We start from the raw sequence: 15,174 nt of genomic DNA on the forward strand, positions 1-15,174 counted from the left end.
CTCCAATCACGGTCCAATCCCGTATACTTCATGCCCTCTCATGCCCTGCAGTACCTCAGCAAAACACAAGTCATGATGGCTTTCTGGCTTATCCTTCAGCTACTTCCAACATTTCTGCCCGATCTGCCACAATCAGACCTTGCACGACTTCCTCCATGTCTCCGTCAAGGAAGCTTTCTAATTTGTGTATCGTCAAACCAATTCGATGATCCGTTACACGGCTCTGAGGAAAGTTATAGGTCCGGATGCGCTCGCTTCTATCTCCCGTTCCTACCTGGCTCTTTCTGTCCGCGGCCAGCTCCTGCTGCTGTTCTTCCTGGAACTTTTCAAAGAGCCTGGCACGAAGTACCTTCATGGCCTTGTCTTTGTTTTTCAACTGTGACTTCTCATCCTGGCACGACACCACAATCCCTGTTGGAATGTGAGTAATGCGAACCGCGGACTGTGTCGTGTTGACACTCTGGCCGCCTGGACCTGTGGCACAAAAAGTGTCGACGCGCAGGTCTTTCTCATACACTTCAACCTGAACATCTTCGACCTCTGGCAGAACAGCCACTGTAGCTGTAGACGTATGAATACGCCCGCCTGACTCCGTAACAGGTACTCTCTGCACCCGATGCGTTCCACTTTCAAACTTCAGACGACTGTAGGCCCCTTTTCCCTGAATCGAGACAGTTACCTCTTTAAAGCCTCCAATGTCTGTATAGTGAGCATCAATCACTTCGAGTTTCCAACCTTGGCGCTCAGCATAGCGGGTGTACATACGTAACAGATCCCCGGCAAACAGTGCCGCCTCGCCTCCGCCTGCTGCTGCACGGATTTCTACAAACACGTTCTTATCGTCATTGGGATCCTTTGGCAGCAAGAGTAACTGCAATTCCTCCTGCAAACGTTCCAATTCTGCTTCAGATTCCTCTATCTCGCTCTTTACAAATTCCTTCATTTCACTGTCCAGTTTTTCCTGAAGCATCTCTTTTGCTTCACTTAACTGATTCTCAACCTGCAAATAGCGTCGATACGTTTCAACCGTAGGCGCTATATCAGATTGTTCCTTCGAGTATTTCCGAAGTTTATCCGTGTCTGAAATGATATTGGGATCGCAGAGCATTTCACTGAGTTCATCATAGCGCTGCGCTATGTTTTCCAATTTGTCGAACAACCCTTACACCTCCCTACCCTCACCGTCCGGACGAGCACAAGGACGCCTTTCCAACAATCCAGAATCATAATTACCCAGCACAACGACCCGGATTGCTGCAGAGCTATCCGGGTTCAGCAAACAGGGATATTACCGAACCGTCACAAATAACATGACGATACCCAGCAATGCCCCTGTAACGTTTTAAGTTGGCTACTCTTGCTCTTCCTCTTGCTTCAAACCGTACTTCTTGTTAAAGCGTTCCACACGACCGCCTGCATCAATAAATTTCTGCTTTCCGGTAAAGAACGGATGGCATTTGGAACAGATTTCGACGCGCAGATTCTCTTTCGTTGAACCCGTTTCGAAAGTCTCTCCGCAAGCGCATGTGACCGTCGTAATATGATAATCCGGGTGGATTGCGGTTTTCATTCGTTTCACCTCGTTCTGGCAAACTTAAGACACTGCGAAACATTATAACACGTAACCGCGACTTTTGCCATCCAAAAAACAAAAATAAAATTAGAATGACACCAGCCGCTCAATTGCCCTAGAAACTGTCCTGCCAAGAAAGCGGCCCCTACCGGGAGCGAACCTCACCGAGGCACCAAACCTCACCGAGTGACCGCCTTATGGCAGCCTCATCCACCTGGCAGTACAGACCGCGTGTCATTAAACAGACACATACAATTCCCCATGCTATATGGATATATTCCGTCCAATGTTGGGATAAAGTCCTCAATCTCTTACTCTAATGGTGAACCATCAGAGAGGGGAGGTGCTGCATTTGAAAGTCAGGTGGATGCCTTTAGCGGGAACTCTGGCAGTCGTTCTCACATTTGCACTAATTCTGGTTGTATCGCCACATCGCTTGGAACAACCTGATTGGCTGGCTGCGTTTGCATTGTTTCAGTAATTCGGCTGTGAAAATGTATCCTTAATACGTTGGGCTTGTACAGCACGACAAGCAGTTCGCCGTTGCGCTTGCGACGGTGCCGCGCTGCAGTGTGTAATCAAGAGAGCAGCCGTGGGCAAAATATCAATCAGCGGCCAGTGATACCGTTTTACAGAGCTGTACGTGGATTCTTGTTGAACATCATACCTGATATGATATTTTGACCTCTGTGAAAAGCGAAGGAGTTGCACAATAATCCAAGCGCTCTATGCCTTTTTTTCTCTGGCGACGGGCGCTTCTTTCTTCTCTCGCTCCTTGTGATTCGCTTCCTTGTGACTTGTGTCCTTGTGATTTGTATCCTTGCGCAATTCCAGACTTTCCAGGAACTCCTGGTTCGTCTTATAATGCCTGAACTTGCGAATGAACATCTCGGTGAAATCCGGGTTTTCTCCCATCGATTTCCGAATGGCCCATACGCGTTCCATTTCTGACTTCTCCTGCAGCAGTTCTTCCCTGCGCGTTCCTGAACGGCGGATGTCCAGTGCCGGGAAAATACGCTTTTCTGCCAAGCGTCGCTCCAGGTGAAGCTCCATGTTGCCTGTTCCCTTGAATTCTTCGTAAATGACATCGTCCATACGCGATCCCGTTTCAATCAAAGCAGTAGCCAAAATCGTAAGACTGCCGCCCTCTTCGACATTTCGCGCGGCGCCAAAAAAGCGTTTGGGCCGGTGGAATGCAGCGGGATCGATACCACCTGACAGGGTTCGTCCACTCGGAGGAACCACCAGATTGTATGCACGTGCCAATCGCGTAATGCTGTCTAGCAAAATCACCACATCTCGCTTGTGTTCTACGAGCCTGAGTGCGCGTTCCAGTACCAACTCGGCAACTTTGATGTGATTCTCCGGAACTTCATCGAATGTCGACGCCACCACTTCGGCCTGTACAGACCGCTGCATATCCGTCACTTCTTCTGGGCGTTCGTCGACCAACAACACAAACATATGGGTGTCAGGATGATTTGCGGCTATGCTGTTCGCAATCTCCTTTAACAGCAGCGTCTTACCCGCTTTTGGCGGAGCCACTATTAACCCGCGTTGACCAAATCCAATGGGAGAAAAAAGGTCAATGATGCGTGATGCGATGTGATCCGGTGCTGTTTCGAGAATCATCCGTTGTTGAGGAAACAACGGTGTAAGAGCGGGGAAGTGAAGTCGTTCCGCAGCTTCCTGTGGACTAACTCCGTTGACGGCTTCGACATGCAACAGTCCGAAGTACCGCTCATTTTCCTTCGGCGGTCTTACCTTTCCGGAGACCAAGTCACCGGTTCGTAAGTCGAACCTTCGAATCTGCGAGGCAGCCACGTAGATATCTTCACCGCTGGGAAGGTAACCAATGGGTCTTAAGAACCCATATCCATCCTGCATAATATCCAGTACGCCTTCTGCAAACATCAGTCCGTCTTTTTCCGCTTGTGCCTTAAGAATTGCGAAGATGAGTTCTCGCTTTTTCATCGTGCCGTAGTATGGTATCTGGAACTCTTTTGCTAGTTTATAGAGTTCCGTCAACTTGAGTGGTTCTAATTCCCTTAAGTCCAATAGGCGTCCCCCACAATCTGCTATGACGCTCGCGGTTCTTCCGCCTAGTTATGTTCGCCCGGTGGGCGTAATAAAAACTGCGAGCCGTCTGCATTATATCATGTTTACCCAGCCAATTCGATTCTATGCCCAAAAAATCTAGCTTGTGCACGATTTTTTTGTACAATTCGAAACAAATTGGCTGAGCCCCATAGAAATTCTACTTGTTTTATCCCTTAATAATGGATTTTCTGTTCAAATCATGAAGTGCTTCGACAAAACGGACGGTTCCTGTCTTCGCACGCATGACAAGCGAGTGCGTTCGCGCCTTGGATTTGCCCATAAAGCGCACACCGCGCAGGAGTTCGCCTTCTGTGACACCCGTAGCGGCAAAGATTGCGTCGTCGCCTTTAACGAGATCGTCCAAACTCAGAACCTTGGTTACATCCGTAATGCCCATGTCCCTGCAGCGCGCAAGCTGGGCTTCGTCTTCGGGGAGCAAACGGCCCTGCAAATCTCCCCCTAGGCACTTGAGGGCTGCTGCAGCAAGTACACCTTCTGGTGCGCCGCCAGACCCAAACATAATATCTACGCCTGTATCCTCAAAGGCTGTATTGACGGCGGCTGCCACGTCCCCGTCAGTAATCAGTTTAATTCTCGCACCCGCTGCTCGAATCTCATCAATTATTTTCTGATGCCGGGGCCTGTCCAAAAGCACAGCAACCACATCCGAGACGTCCTTTTGCCCTGCTGCCGCAACAGCTTCCAGGTTTTCTTTCACAGATGCATCCAGACTGACCTTGCCGCGGGCTTTAGGTCCGACCGCAATCTTGTCCATATACATATCAGGAGCATGGAGCAAGGTCCCCTCCGGTGCGATTGCAACCACCGAAAGTGCGTTCCAGAGACCGTTTGCCAGAATGTTCGTGCCTTCAAGGGGATCGACCGCAATGTCTACTTTCGGCAGCGAACCCGTTCCTAGTTTCTCCCCAATATACAGCATCGGGGCCTCATCCATCTCACCTTCACCAATCACAACCGTCCCGTCAACTTGAATGGTGTCGAACATGAGACGCATCGCTGAAGTCGCAGCATCGTCAGCTTCCATCTTCTGTCCCCGTCCCATCCAGCGTGCGCAACTCAGAGCTGCTAACTCTGTGACACGAACGACTTCGAGTGCGAGTTCGCGTTCCATTCCATCGCATCCTCTCTACGTTGGTCTTAAGAATACTGATAAATACGCCGACAATAGTATATCACGTTTACTTAATTATGCTACACTATTAAGACCGCTTGGTAGCCTCAAATTTCTCTCTTCACGATATCCTTGAAACGCCCCTTGGGAATGCCCTTGCGAATGTCCTTGGGAATGCCCTCGAAGAGGTCTTTGCGAATGTCCTTGGCAACCTCCTTGACAAGGTCCTTGACAGTGTCAAATTTCTCTTTGCGTTTTTGTGAAATGTATCCTAGTATGTTGAATGGAGGTGACCCAAATTGGCACACAGTCATTGGGAGTTTGACAGCGTTTGTCCACATTGTGGCAAAGTGAATCACGGAAAATGCCCTGTTGGTGAAAAGGTAGTTCTCGTTCACTGTGAGCACTGCACGCACTCGTACGACTACGTCCATGTAATTGAAGAGCCGCATGTAGTGGAAGATCAGGACAACAACTGACTCACATTACAAAATGCTCTCAAGATAGAGAGTAGATTGGGTACCTTCGATATGCCTAATACCAAAACTAAGATGAGACCTGGATTTTCATCCAGGTCCTTTTGAGTTTGAGTCGTCGTGGTAACAGCTGTGCTATAATGCCATGAAACAAACACAAGCTATCCAGACGAAGACGAGTTACGGAATGGACGTCCCAACAACTGGCACAAGCACCTGCGGACGCATCTATCTGGACGAGCTGCATTAGGAGGAAATTATCTTTGAGTCCTGCATTCAGCCAAAGGGTAGAACACATAAAAATTTCGGGCATTCGCAGATTCTTTAACCTGGTGCAACAGTATCCAAACGCCTTATCTCTTACAATCGGACAGCCTGATTTACCAACTCCCCTTCACATCAAGAGCGCTGCTAAAGATGCCATCGATGCGGGATTCACAGGCTACACCACCAACGCGGGAATTCTGCCGTTGCGGACTGCTGCTGCACAGTACGTTAGCCGGTACGGATTACGCTACGATGGTAAATCTGAGGTGATTGTGACTAACGGAAGCACAGAAGGTATCGCCATGGCTTTCCACGCTATCCTCGATGCAGGGGATGAAGTCATTCTCCCCGGGCCCGTATACCCGGGCTATGAGCCTCTAATTCGGCTGTGCGGTGCCATACCAATTCACATTGAGACCCGCGATACAGGCTTTCGCCTGCATCCTCGTCGCATCCTCGAAGCAGTAACGCACCGAACCCGCTGCGTAGTCCTCCCCTATCCTTCAAACCCTACCGGCGTACAGCTCGAATATGAAGAGATGGCAGAGTTAGCGGAGGTGCTGAAGAAGCTAGATGTTTTTATCGTGTCTGATGAGGTGTACAGCGAACTTGTCTATGACAAGCCTCATACATCCATCGCAGCCTTTGAAGGAATGCGGGATAAAACCATTGTTGTCAACGGCTTGTCGAAAAGCCACGCTATGACCGGGTGGCGCATCGGACTCACATTTGCGCCCGCAGACATTACCGCGCAGATGCTGAAAGTCCATCAATACCTCACCTCATGCGCCAGCAGCATTAGTCAAAAGGCAGCCCTCGAAGCTTTAACGGAAGGCATCACTGATGCCGTTGCCATGCGCGCCGAATACAGCCAACGCAGAGATTTTGTCTATCATCGTCTCACACAAATGGGCCTCGAACCTGTCCACCCCGGCGGTGCCTTTTACATCTTTCCTTCCGTCGAGAAGTTCGGCCTATCCTCCGAAGCATTTGCTCACAAATTGCTGTCCGAAGCTGGGGTCGCCGTAGTGCCTGGGAATGCCTTTTCTGAAATGGGAGAAGGTTACGTCCGAATATCCTATGCCGTCAGTATGGAAATACTTAAAGAAGCCCTCCACCGGATGGAAAACTTTCTCCGAAAGCTATAAACGCGTAGCGGGAGAGCGGGAGAGCGGGAGAGCGGGAGAGCGGGAGAGCGGAGGCTGAGCGGAGGCTGAGCGGAGGCTGAGCGGAGTCGGCCAAATAAGACTTTCGGAGGAGCTTATTTCGGCGGTTTCCGGTGTAAGTAGCAGAATAGCGATCCGGGAGGAGCTTATCTGTAGCCAAGGCATCCCGAACCGGGGTGCATAGGCGAGATAAGACTTCCGGAGGAGCTTATTTCGCCGGTTTTCGGTGCAAATAGCGGAATAGCGATCCGAGGGGAGCTTATTTGCGGCCAAGGCACCCGAACCAGGGTACGCAGCTGTGCAAATGCTCGCGGCGGCGGGGCCCCGGTCTCGCCATCACTGATGGAGTCGAGGATAAGCGTTTGAAAAACGCTTATCTTCAACATTTGCGGGTACGAATAGTAAATAGCGATCCGGGAGGAGCTTATCTGTAGCCAAGGCATTCCGAACCGGGGTGCATAGGCGAGATAAGACTTCCGGAGGAGCTTATTTCGCCGGTTTTTGGTGCAAATAGCGGAATAGCGATCCCAGACGAGCTTATTTGCGGCCAAGGCACCCGAACCAGGGTACGCAGCTGTGCAAATGCTCGCGGCGGCGGGGCCCCGGTCTCGCCATCACTGATGGAGTCGAGGATAAGCGTTTGAAAAACGCTTATCTTCAACATTTGCGGGTACGAATAGTAAATAGCGATCCGGGAGGAGCTTATCTGTAGCCAAGGCATTCCGAACCGGGGTACGCAGCTGTGCAAACGCTCGCGCGGGCCGATCCTGAATCAGCAGCGATTCGGTTCGGGGGCGACACTCGTTCGTTGTCACGCTGGTTAGTGATCCTTTTGATCCTTATCATGATGGCCTCCACATGATAGTGATCCATTCGATAACTATCATGTGGAGGCCGCCTGACATAGTGATCCCGTTGCTCCCTATCATCCACACTCCATTTTGCCGTTGCCGAGATTAGTGTCCATTTATGACACTAATGCCTCAGCTAAGGGGCCATTAGGGATCATTGCGATCACAATTGCATTGCCTCTCCGACAATAGGGATCTTTCGAGGCACTAACCGCCTTACGGTAACCATAACCGTACCATAATCGTACCGTAGCCTTACATCGCCGCCGGGCAGCCACCTCTACCCGGCATCTTGCAACTGCAACGTCATAAGCGTCCAGTGGAGTCAGTGCAATGGCATCAACAGAGAGAAGAATAAAGGGAACGCATCGAAGTACAAGATGTCGGTTACATCTGCTCCACCGATGAACAAATTCATACACTCTCTCGAACTTGACCTCCTCAATCTCAATCTCAATCTCAATCTCAATCTCAGCGCGACAGCTTAGCAACGGCGGGTCAAGGTCAAGGGTTGCGGCTTAGATGTCGAATGTAGCCGGTGACAACTCGAGCGGCCACTTCCACGGCGTCTTCTGACGGATTCATCTTGGAATGATGCAAACCGTAGGGCGTATCGACGCCAAGCCAAAACATCATACCTGGAATCTCAGCCAAGAAGTAACCGAAATCCTCACCGGTCATAGCTTCCTGGCAAACCACCAACTCGGCTTCGCCTGTATCTTGAAGCCATCTCATGAAGTCATCCGTTACGTTCTCGTGATTGTAGACCTGAACGTAGTTTGAACCATAATCCACCGTGGCTTCGCACTGAAATCCAGCTTCTATGCCCCGAAGAATGCTGTCGATGCGTCCCTTTATTTTTACCATCGAATCTGCTGACAGGGTTCGAATGGTTCCTTCAAGTCTTGCGCGCTCAGCGATGATATTCTGCCTTGTGCCGCCGATAATCTTCCCCACTGTTACCACCGCTGCGTCTAACGGATCGACGTTGCGTGCTACTACGGACTGTAACTGGGTTACAAGATGGGCTGCAGCTACCACCATATCGTTAGACCGGTGCGGATAAGCCGCGTGGCCGCCTTGCCCAACAAGGCTTATCCACAACTCGGACGTGTTGGCAAACAGGATGCCGGGTCTCGTCGCGATGGTACCCACGGGATATTCCGGCGCTACATGAAGTGCCAGCATAACGTCTGGGCGCAAATCAACAAACTCATCACTTTCGAGCATGGGTTTTGCGCCCCCCGGTCCTTCCTCTGCCGGCTGAAACACAAACAGGACATTGTCCTCTACCGGGTTTGTCACTATCTCTGTAAGGATGCGAGCCGCAATGGTCATATGCATGTCGTGACCACAAGCATGCATCATCCCCTCGTGTTTCGAGGCGAATGGGAGACCCGTATGTTCGTCCACAGCCAGTCCGTCCATATCAGTTCTGTATCCGATTGTTTGCTTGGGATTCGTTCCCCGTACGCGAACAAAAATACCAGTGCGCCATGTCCTGATTGTAAGGCGTTCCTGAGGTAACGATTCAATGTAGTTCAGGAGAAAACGCTGAGTCTTAAATTCTTCAAAACCCGGCTCAGGAATTTGGTGCAGCGACCGGCGAAATTGAATCCAATCCACCTGCGCTGTCACCTTATAACTGCCGCAGTTCTTGTTTAATTTCTACTTTTGCCTGCACCCGCGCGTCAATTTTCTTCAGTACACGCGCAGGAACACCGGCTACAACGGTTTGCTCAGGCACATCTTCAGTTACAATGGCCCCAGCAGCAACGACCGACCCTTTGCCGACAGTGACTCCCTCAAGAATCACAGCGTTGGCACCTACCAACACTCCGTCTTCAATAATCACGGGTTTTGCCGAGGGTGGCTCAATCACTCCCGCTATGACAGCTCCTGCACCAATGTGGCAATTTTTTCCGATGGTGCCGCGGCCGCCTACCACAACGTTCATGTCAATCATTGTACCCTCGCCAATTTCCGCGCCGATGTTGATGGAGGCTCCCATCATAATGACGGCGTTATTTCCAATTATTGCACCCTCCCGAATAATTGCTCCGGGTTCGATGCGTGCCTGAATGCCTTTGGTGTCCAACAGGGGAATGGCAGAATTTCGCCTATCACTCTCAACTACATAATCCTCAATCAGGTTGGTGTTTTGGTCCAGGACAGGTTGAACATCCTTCCATTCGCCAAACAGAACACCTGTGTTTCCATTGAAAAATGTCTTGACTTCACTCGGAAATTCCAATCCAGCCAATTCGCCTTTCAAGTAAACTTTGACCGGAGTCTTCTTTTCACTGGTCCGAATGAACTCAATAATTTCGTTCGCGTCCAAAGTCGTCATTCCCCTTTCACCGCTTGCTATCCCGTTTTCTCCTCTTTGCCTTCGCTGCTTCCCAATCCTTCGTACTTCTCAATCCTTCGCAACACTGCCTACTTTTTCTGAACTTTGCTCCAGTCTGCCAGGAAGCGCTCAATGCCTTGATCGGTCAACGGGTGCTTCGTCATTTTGTCCAGGATTGTGTATGGACAGGTGGCAATGTGAGCACCTGCTTTTGCGGCTTCCGTTACGTGCATTGGGTGACGGATACTGGCGGCAATAATTTCAGTATCGATGTCATGAATGTCGAAAATCATGTTGACATCGCTAATCAGCTCTATCCCGTCAAAGCTGATGTCGTCCAGTCGACCAATAAACGGACTCACGAAACTGGCTCCTGCGCGCGCTGCCAGTAAGGCTTGGTTCGCGCTAAACACCAGTGTAACGTTGGTTTTAATGCCCTTCTTGGCAAAGGCGTACACTGCCTTTAAACCTTCCGACGTCATCGGAACTTTGATGGTGATGTTAGGGTGCAATTCTGCCAAGGGAAGTCCTTCTTCGACCATGCCTTTGGCATCCAGACTTACGACTTCTGCACTGATTGGGCCGTCGACGATTTCAACGATTTCTTTGAGAACCTGTACAAAGTCTCTGCCCTCTTTGGCAATCAGGCTTGGATTCGTTGTGACACCGCTTAAAATTCCCATCTCAGCTGCATTACGAATCTCATCTACATTGGCTGTGTCAATAAACAGTTTCATACATGTTCACTCTCCTACTCCTGTTTTTCTGAAAGAATCCGTTTCAAAATTCGAAACGGATTGTAACGGGTACGGGCCAAAATGTATTCTATTGCTGCTTTCTTAGGTGGTACCCTTTCCCCCTATCATACCATCTGCCGTGGTATCTGTAATCCGGGGAATCCCAAGAATTGCTCTTGCTTCGTCCGGTGACGCCACTGGCCGATCCAGTTCTCTCGCGATACGGACAACCCGCTCAACAAGTTGGGCATTACTTTGGGCCAACTCGCCTTTTCGATAGAAAATATTGTCTTCGAACCCGACACGTACGTGTCCACCAAGAGTGACAGCCAAGGCGGCCATGGGCAACTGATGACGACCAATTCCCGCAACAGACCAGGTGGCATCTGACGGAATGGATTCAGTTAAGAAGAGCAGGTTTTTCGCGGATGCCGGCAATGCTCCAGGCACCCCCAACACAAAGTCAAAGTGGAAGGGCGGCTCGACGAGGTCTTCCTTCGCCAACTGCATGGCATTTTTAATCATACCCGCGTCGAAAATTTCAAATTCTGGTCGAACACCAAACGCCTTCATCTCAACAGCGAAATTCTTCAACGTCTGCCAGTCGTTCCGAAAAACCTCATTTCCAAAGTTGACGCTTCCGCACGTTAATGTTGCCATTTCCGGGCGTAATGATACTGGCTGAAGACGTTCCGGAGTGTCCATCCAGACTGCACCGCCCGTTGAGACTTGAACGATGACATCGCAGCGCTTGTGAATGGCTTCAATGGTCTCTTTAAACCGTTCTTTATTTTGCGTAGGTTCGCCGCTGTCAGTCCGTACATGTAAGTGAATAATACTCGCCCCAGCCTGACGACAGGCTGCAGCCGCTTCTCCAATTTCATCTGGTGTTACTGGCAAATGAGGCTGGTCGCTTTTTGTTACTTCCGCTCCGACCATTGCTGCTGTTACAATCAGTTTTTCCAACAGACATCCCCGCTTCCGCTGGTATTTCCCTTTTGACCTGCAATTTACTTTTCTTTAAACCGCTGTTTTTCGGCTGGTACCACGCAAGTTCCCGTGGCTTTTGTAACAATAATCGGCTGAGAGAGTACTTGCGCAGCCGATGGAAAAGCCTCGTCTATGTTGGCCTCAATCACCTTGTAAGCCGTGAATGTCATCTGTCGTGAAGTGTTCCCATAACGTGTAATTTGTCCTCGTGCTTCTATGTAGTCTCCAGCGTAAACAGGAGCTTTGAACTCAACGTTGTCGTAGGCAACAAACAGTCCCTCGTCGCCGTCAGAGTGAATCAGTAATTCTGTTGCCACATCGCCAAACAGAGACAACATTCTGGCGCCATCCACCAGACGTCCTCCGTAATGCGCGTCAGCATCGCTCATACGCAGACGAATCACACTCTCATAACCATCGTGTTCGCTCACACCTATTACGCCCTTTCTCATTTTAAATTTCCCTATTAAAACAATGTTCTCCCAGGCCGCAAGTGCTCATCAGCCCAGTAGAGGGCAACATAAAGAAAAGCGGGTGAAGCTAAGCCGCACCCATTCTACGCATTCAGTTGAGCCTTTACTACCTGTCTCAATTCATCGATGTCAAAAGGCTTTGTAAAATGCGCCACAGCCCCCATCTCCATGGCTTCTTGAATCAGATCCAATTCGCCGTAGGCGGTCATCATCAGCACTTTCGCTGTGATTTCCTTTTTTCTTAGATTACGGAGAATTTCCAGCCCGTCCATACCTGGTATCTTCATATCCAAAAGAATCAAATCAGGGCGTTCTGAAACTGCCAGGTCCAGTGCGAGAGAGCCGTTGTGGGCCTGATATGTCTGATAGCCCTCCTTACTGAGTACTTCTTGAAGAAGCACACGGATACCAAGCTGGTCATCCACAATCAATACTTTTTTTGCCAAGACGTTCACCTTCTCGAAGGAAAAATCTGAGTATGTTATGTAAACAACCTCTACTATGACTAGTAAAGTCTGGCCTTGACCAAGTATTCGCTGTGTGAAATCTGAATTCCTGCAACTAACTTCACGAGAAAGAAAAAGACGCATGGAACGAGAATGTGCTCGAACCATACGCCTGTCCAAAAAAATTTCTATTTATCCCGGAATTGATTGGCCGCCAATTGAGCGACAATGAATTCTGATGAAATACATCTTATAAAGCCGTTTCAGAAGCTTTCAAGGTGCCAAATTGGTAACGCAAGGAAGCTGCTACAAATTCTCGGAACAGCGGCTGAGCACGGTTTGGCCGAGACGTGAATTCGGGGTGGAACTGGACGCCGACATACCACGGATGCTCTGGAACTTCGACAATCTCAACGAGTTTCTTATCGGGGCTCGTTCCGGCAATGTGCAGGCCTGATTCTTCCAACTGAACCCGGTAGTTGTTGTTAAACTCGTACCGATGGCGGTGGCGTTCACTGATTAAATCGGACTGATAAGCTTCTCGCGAGCGGCTTCCTTGGGTAAGGGCACAGCTGTACGCGCCCAACCGCATGGTACCACCCATATCCTCAATGTTCTCCTGTTCCGGTAAGAGTGCAATGACAGGATGAGGAGTAAAGGGATCGATCTCGCTGCTGTGAGCACCAGACAGCTTGGCCACATTCCTGGCATATTCAACGACTGCCACTTGCATACCAAGGCAGATGCCAAAGTACGGAATTTCCCGTTCACGTGCATACTGCGCAGCAACAATCTTACCCTCAATGCCCCTGTCGCCAAATCCGCCTGGTACCAAGATGCCGTCCACACCCGCAAGCATCTCAGGAGCATTGTCCGCAGTCAAGTCTTCAGAATGAACCCACTCAAACTCGACTGACGTATTGTTTTCATAACCACCGTGATTGAGTGCGGCCATAACACTGGCATATGCATCCGGAAGCGCTACGTATTTTCCTACAATTGCTATTTTAACAGTGTGTTTGAGTTCCTTGATGCGGTTCACCATGGCTTTCCACTCGTCTAGACTTGGAGGCGCCGTGTTCATTTCAAAGTGCTGTAGGACAATCTCATCGATTTTTTCTTCATGAAGCATCAAAGGAACTTCATATAGCACCTGTGCGTCTCTCGCTTCGACGACCGATTCAACATCTGTGTCACAGAACAAGGCAATTTTCTTTTTGACATCGAGGGACAGGGGGACCTGAGTTCTGCAAACAACAATATTCGGATTGATGCCGATGCTTCGCAGTTCTGCCACACTGTGCTGCGTTGGCTTTGTCTTTACTTCACCTGTCATCTCCAGGTAGGGAATTAGGGTAACATGGATATAAAGGACGTTTTGTCTGCCTACTTCGTTCTTCATTTCTCGAATCGCTTCAAGGAACGGCAAGCTTTCGATATCGCCAACTGTACCGCCAATTTCTGTAATGACCACGTCTGTTTCGGGATCGGCCGCTTGAATGATACGCTCCTTAATTTCGTTTGTGATATGCGGAATCACTTGGACCGTACCGCCCAGATAATCGCCTCGGCGTTCCTTTGTGATGACTGTCCAATAAATCTTACCGCTTGTAACATTATTGTTAGCTGTTAGGCTTTCGTCGATAAAACGCTCATAGTGCCCTAAATCCAAGTCCGTTTCAGCACCGTCATCTGTTACAAACACTTCACCGTGCTGATATGGACTCATTGTGCCGGGATCGACGTTAATATACGGATCGAATTTTTGAATCGTAACCCTTAAACCGCGATTCTTCAGTAATCGCCCCAGCGAGGCAGCAGTGATGCCTTTCCCTAAGCCGGAAACCACTCCGCCTGTAACAAAAATAAACTTCGCCATGCTCGCTCCTCCTCAAACTTGTCCCAAAAGGGCCATTCCAACGCGTCTGTCTGGCATACAAAAACAGCGTTCTGGCAAATACCAGAACGCAACTGACACACTTAGAAAGCATATCCTAACGGGATGTATCAGATAATCTATGAAGTTTTACAGCGATTCGTCCTCGTCTTCACTTTCATCTTCTTCTTCGTCGTCATCATCGTTGTCTTCATCATCAGAAAACTCACCATCGTCATCATCCGAGAAGTCTTCGTCTGATTCAGAATCGTCGTCCGCGTAATCGTCGTCGTCCGATTCGGAATCATCGTCCAATAATGGCGACAGTTCGTCATCATCGCTGTCGATCTCTAATTCATCCGTGTCATCCAAACCGTCTTCATCGTCATCACTAAAGGCATCCCCGGATTTACGCACAAAGCGCTTGCTGGTGAGCGATTTCTCTTGAGTTCGATCTGCAGGATACCAACGCTTCAAACCCCAGACATTTTGACCCAGGCACAGAAATCGTCCATCAATGTTGAGTTCTGTATAGACGCGTGCGATGACGGCCATAGCCTCGTCTTCAGTCATTCCACGCAGGTCTTGAATTTCCTTCATGAGATCGCGAAAATACATCGGGTCCTTCGATTGCTTAAGAACCTCATAAGCCAACTCGACGAGTGCCATGTTCTGAATCTCATTCTGTGACTTTGACAGCGCAACTGCCATCGAAAACTCCTCCTCAAAAACTGGTC

Annotated in this window: 15 protein-coding genes; 2 read left to right on the forward strand and 13 right to left on the reverse strand. The window is 49.6% G+C overall.

What is annotated here, in order from left to right; translation table 11 throughout:
- Positions 1 to 88: 88 nt before the first annotated feature.
- Positions 89 to 1,159 carry a peptide chain release factor 1 gene (gene prfA / locus GI364_RS23475; protein ID WP_198851575.1) on the reverse strand — a complete coding sequence of 357 codons (1,071 nt, stop codon included), beginning with the start codon at positions 1,157 to 1,159 and terminating at the stop codon, positions 89 to 91.
- Positions 1,160 to 1,351: 192 nt separating this feature from the next.
- Positions 1,352 to 1,570, reverse strand: a complete 219-nt coding sequence (gene rpmE / locus GI364_RS23480; protein ID WP_198851576.1) for a 50S ribosomal protein L31 — start codon at positions 1,568 to 1,570, stop codon at positions 1,352 to 1,354.
- 355 nt (positions 1,571 to 1,925) lie between these two features.
- Here rpmE and GI364_RS25215 point away from each other — a divergent pair, with 355 nt between their 5' ends.
- Entirely contained in the window at positions 1,926 to 2,054 is a 129-nt protein-coding gene (locus GI364_RS25215; protein ID WP_255524530.1) for a hypothetical protein, read from the forward strand.
- A gap of 245 nt (positions 2,055 to 2,299) precedes the next feature.
- On the opposite strand, the gene rho is transcribed toward GI364_RS25215, so the two are convergent.
- From rho to GI364_RS23495, 3 genes are all read right to left on the reverse strand, one after another.
- Positions 2,300 to 3,631, reverse strand: coding sequence for a transcription termination factor Rho (gene rho, locus GI364_RS23485; protein WP_198851577.1), 1,332 nt, complete (start codon positions 3,629 to 3,631; stop codon positions 2,300 to 2,302).
- A gap of 208 nt (positions 3,632 to 3,839) precedes the next feature.
- Positions 3,840 to 4,805 carry a class II fructose-bisphosphatase gene (gene glpX / locus GI364_RS23490; protein ID WP_198851578.1) on the reverse strand — a complete coding sequence of 322 codons (966 nt, stop codon included), beginning with the start codon at positions 4,803 to 4,805 and terminating at the stop codon, positions 3,840 to 3,842.
- A gap of 107 nt (positions 4,806 to 4,912) precedes the next feature.
- Positions 4,913 to 5,239 (reverse strand): hypothetical protein, encoded by a 327-nt coding sequence (locus GI364_RS23495; RefSeq protein WP_198851579.1) that lies wholly within the window; start codon positions 5,237 to 5,239, stop codon positions 4,913 to 4,915.
- A gap of 305 nt (positions 5,240 to 5,544) precedes the next feature.
- Here GI364_RS23495 and GI364_RS23500 point away from each other — a divergent pair, with 305 nt between their 5' ends.
- Positions 5,545 to 6,696 carry an aminotransferase A gene (locus GI364_RS23500; protein ID WP_198851580.1) on the forward strand — a complete coding sequence of 384 codons (1,152 nt, stop codon included), beginning with the start codon at positions 5,545 to 5,547 and terminating at the stop codon, positions 6,694 to 6,696.
- Between the two features lie 1,373 nt (positions 6,697 to 8,069).
- Here the strand turns inward: GI364_RS23500 and GI364_RS23505 are convergent.
- The 8 genes from GI364_RS23505 to rpoE form a co-directional block, all read right to left on the reverse strand.
- Positions 8,070 to 9,191 carry an N-acetyldiaminopimelate deacetylase gene (locus GI364_RS23505; protein WP_370541813.1) on the reverse strand — a complete coding sequence of 374 codons (1,122 nt, stop codon included), beginning with the start codon at positions 9,189 to 9,191 and terminating at the stop codon, positions 8,070 to 8,072.
- Positions 9,192 to 9,204: 13 nt separating this feature from the next.
- Positions 9,205 to 9,915 (reverse strand): 2,3,4,5-tetrahydropyridine-2,6-dicarboxylate N-acetyltransferase, encoded by a 711-nt coding sequence (gene dapD / locus GI364_RS23510; protein WP_198851582.1) that lies wholly within the window; start codon positions 9,913 to 9,915, stop codon positions 9,205 to 9,207.
- Between the two features lie 89 nt (positions 9,916 to 10,004).
- Positions 10,005 to 10,652, reverse strand: coding sequence for a fructose-6-phosphate aldolase (gene fsa / locus GI364_RS23515; protein WP_198851583.1), 648 nt, complete (start codon positions 10,650 to 10,652; stop codon positions 10,005 to 10,007).
- A gap of 102 nt (positions 10,653 to 10,754) precedes the next feature.
- Complete coding sequence (locus GI364_RS23520) at positions 10,755 to 11,618, reverse strand: 3-keto-5-aminohexanoate cleavage enzyme (RefSeq protein WP_198851584.1); 864 nt, start codon at positions 11,616 to 11,618, stop codon at positions 10,755 to 10,757.
- Between the two features lie 44 nt (positions 11,619 to 11,662).
- Positions 11,663 to 12,094, reverse strand: a complete 432-nt coding sequence (locus GI364_RS23525) for a 3-aminobutyryl-CoA ammonia lyase (RefSeq protein ID WP_198851585.1) — start codon at positions 12,092 to 12,094, stop codon at positions 11,663 to 11,665.
- Positions 12,095 to 12,198: 104 nt separating this feature from the next.
- Positions 12,199 to 12,561 carry a response regulator gene (locus GI364_RS23530; RefSeq protein WP_198851586.1) on the reverse strand — a complete coding sequence of 121 codons (363 nt, stop codon included), beginning with the start codon at positions 12,559 to 12,561 and terminating at the stop codon, positions 12,199 to 12,201.
- Between the two features lie 250 nt (positions 12,562 to 12,811).
- A complete protein-coding gene (locus GI364_RS23535) occupies positions 12,812 to 14,440 on the reverse strand; it encodes a CTP synthase (RefSeq protein ID WP_198851587.1) in 1,629 nt (542 codons plus the stop codon).
- Positions 14,441 to 14,587: 147 nt separating this feature from the next.
- A complete protein-coding gene (rpoE, locus tag GI364_RS23540) occupies positions 14,588 to 15,148 on the reverse strand; it encodes a DNA-directed RNA polymerase subunit delta (RefSeq protein ID WP_198851588.1) in 561 nt (186 codons plus the stop codon).
- Positions 15,149 to 15,174: the final 26 nt, after the last annotated feature.

Origin of the sequence: Alicyclobacillus sp. SO9 (genome assembly GCF_016406125.1) — a bacterium.
Taxonomy (GTDB): Bacteria; Bacillota; Bacilli; order Alicyclobacillales; family Alicyclobacillaceae; genus SO9.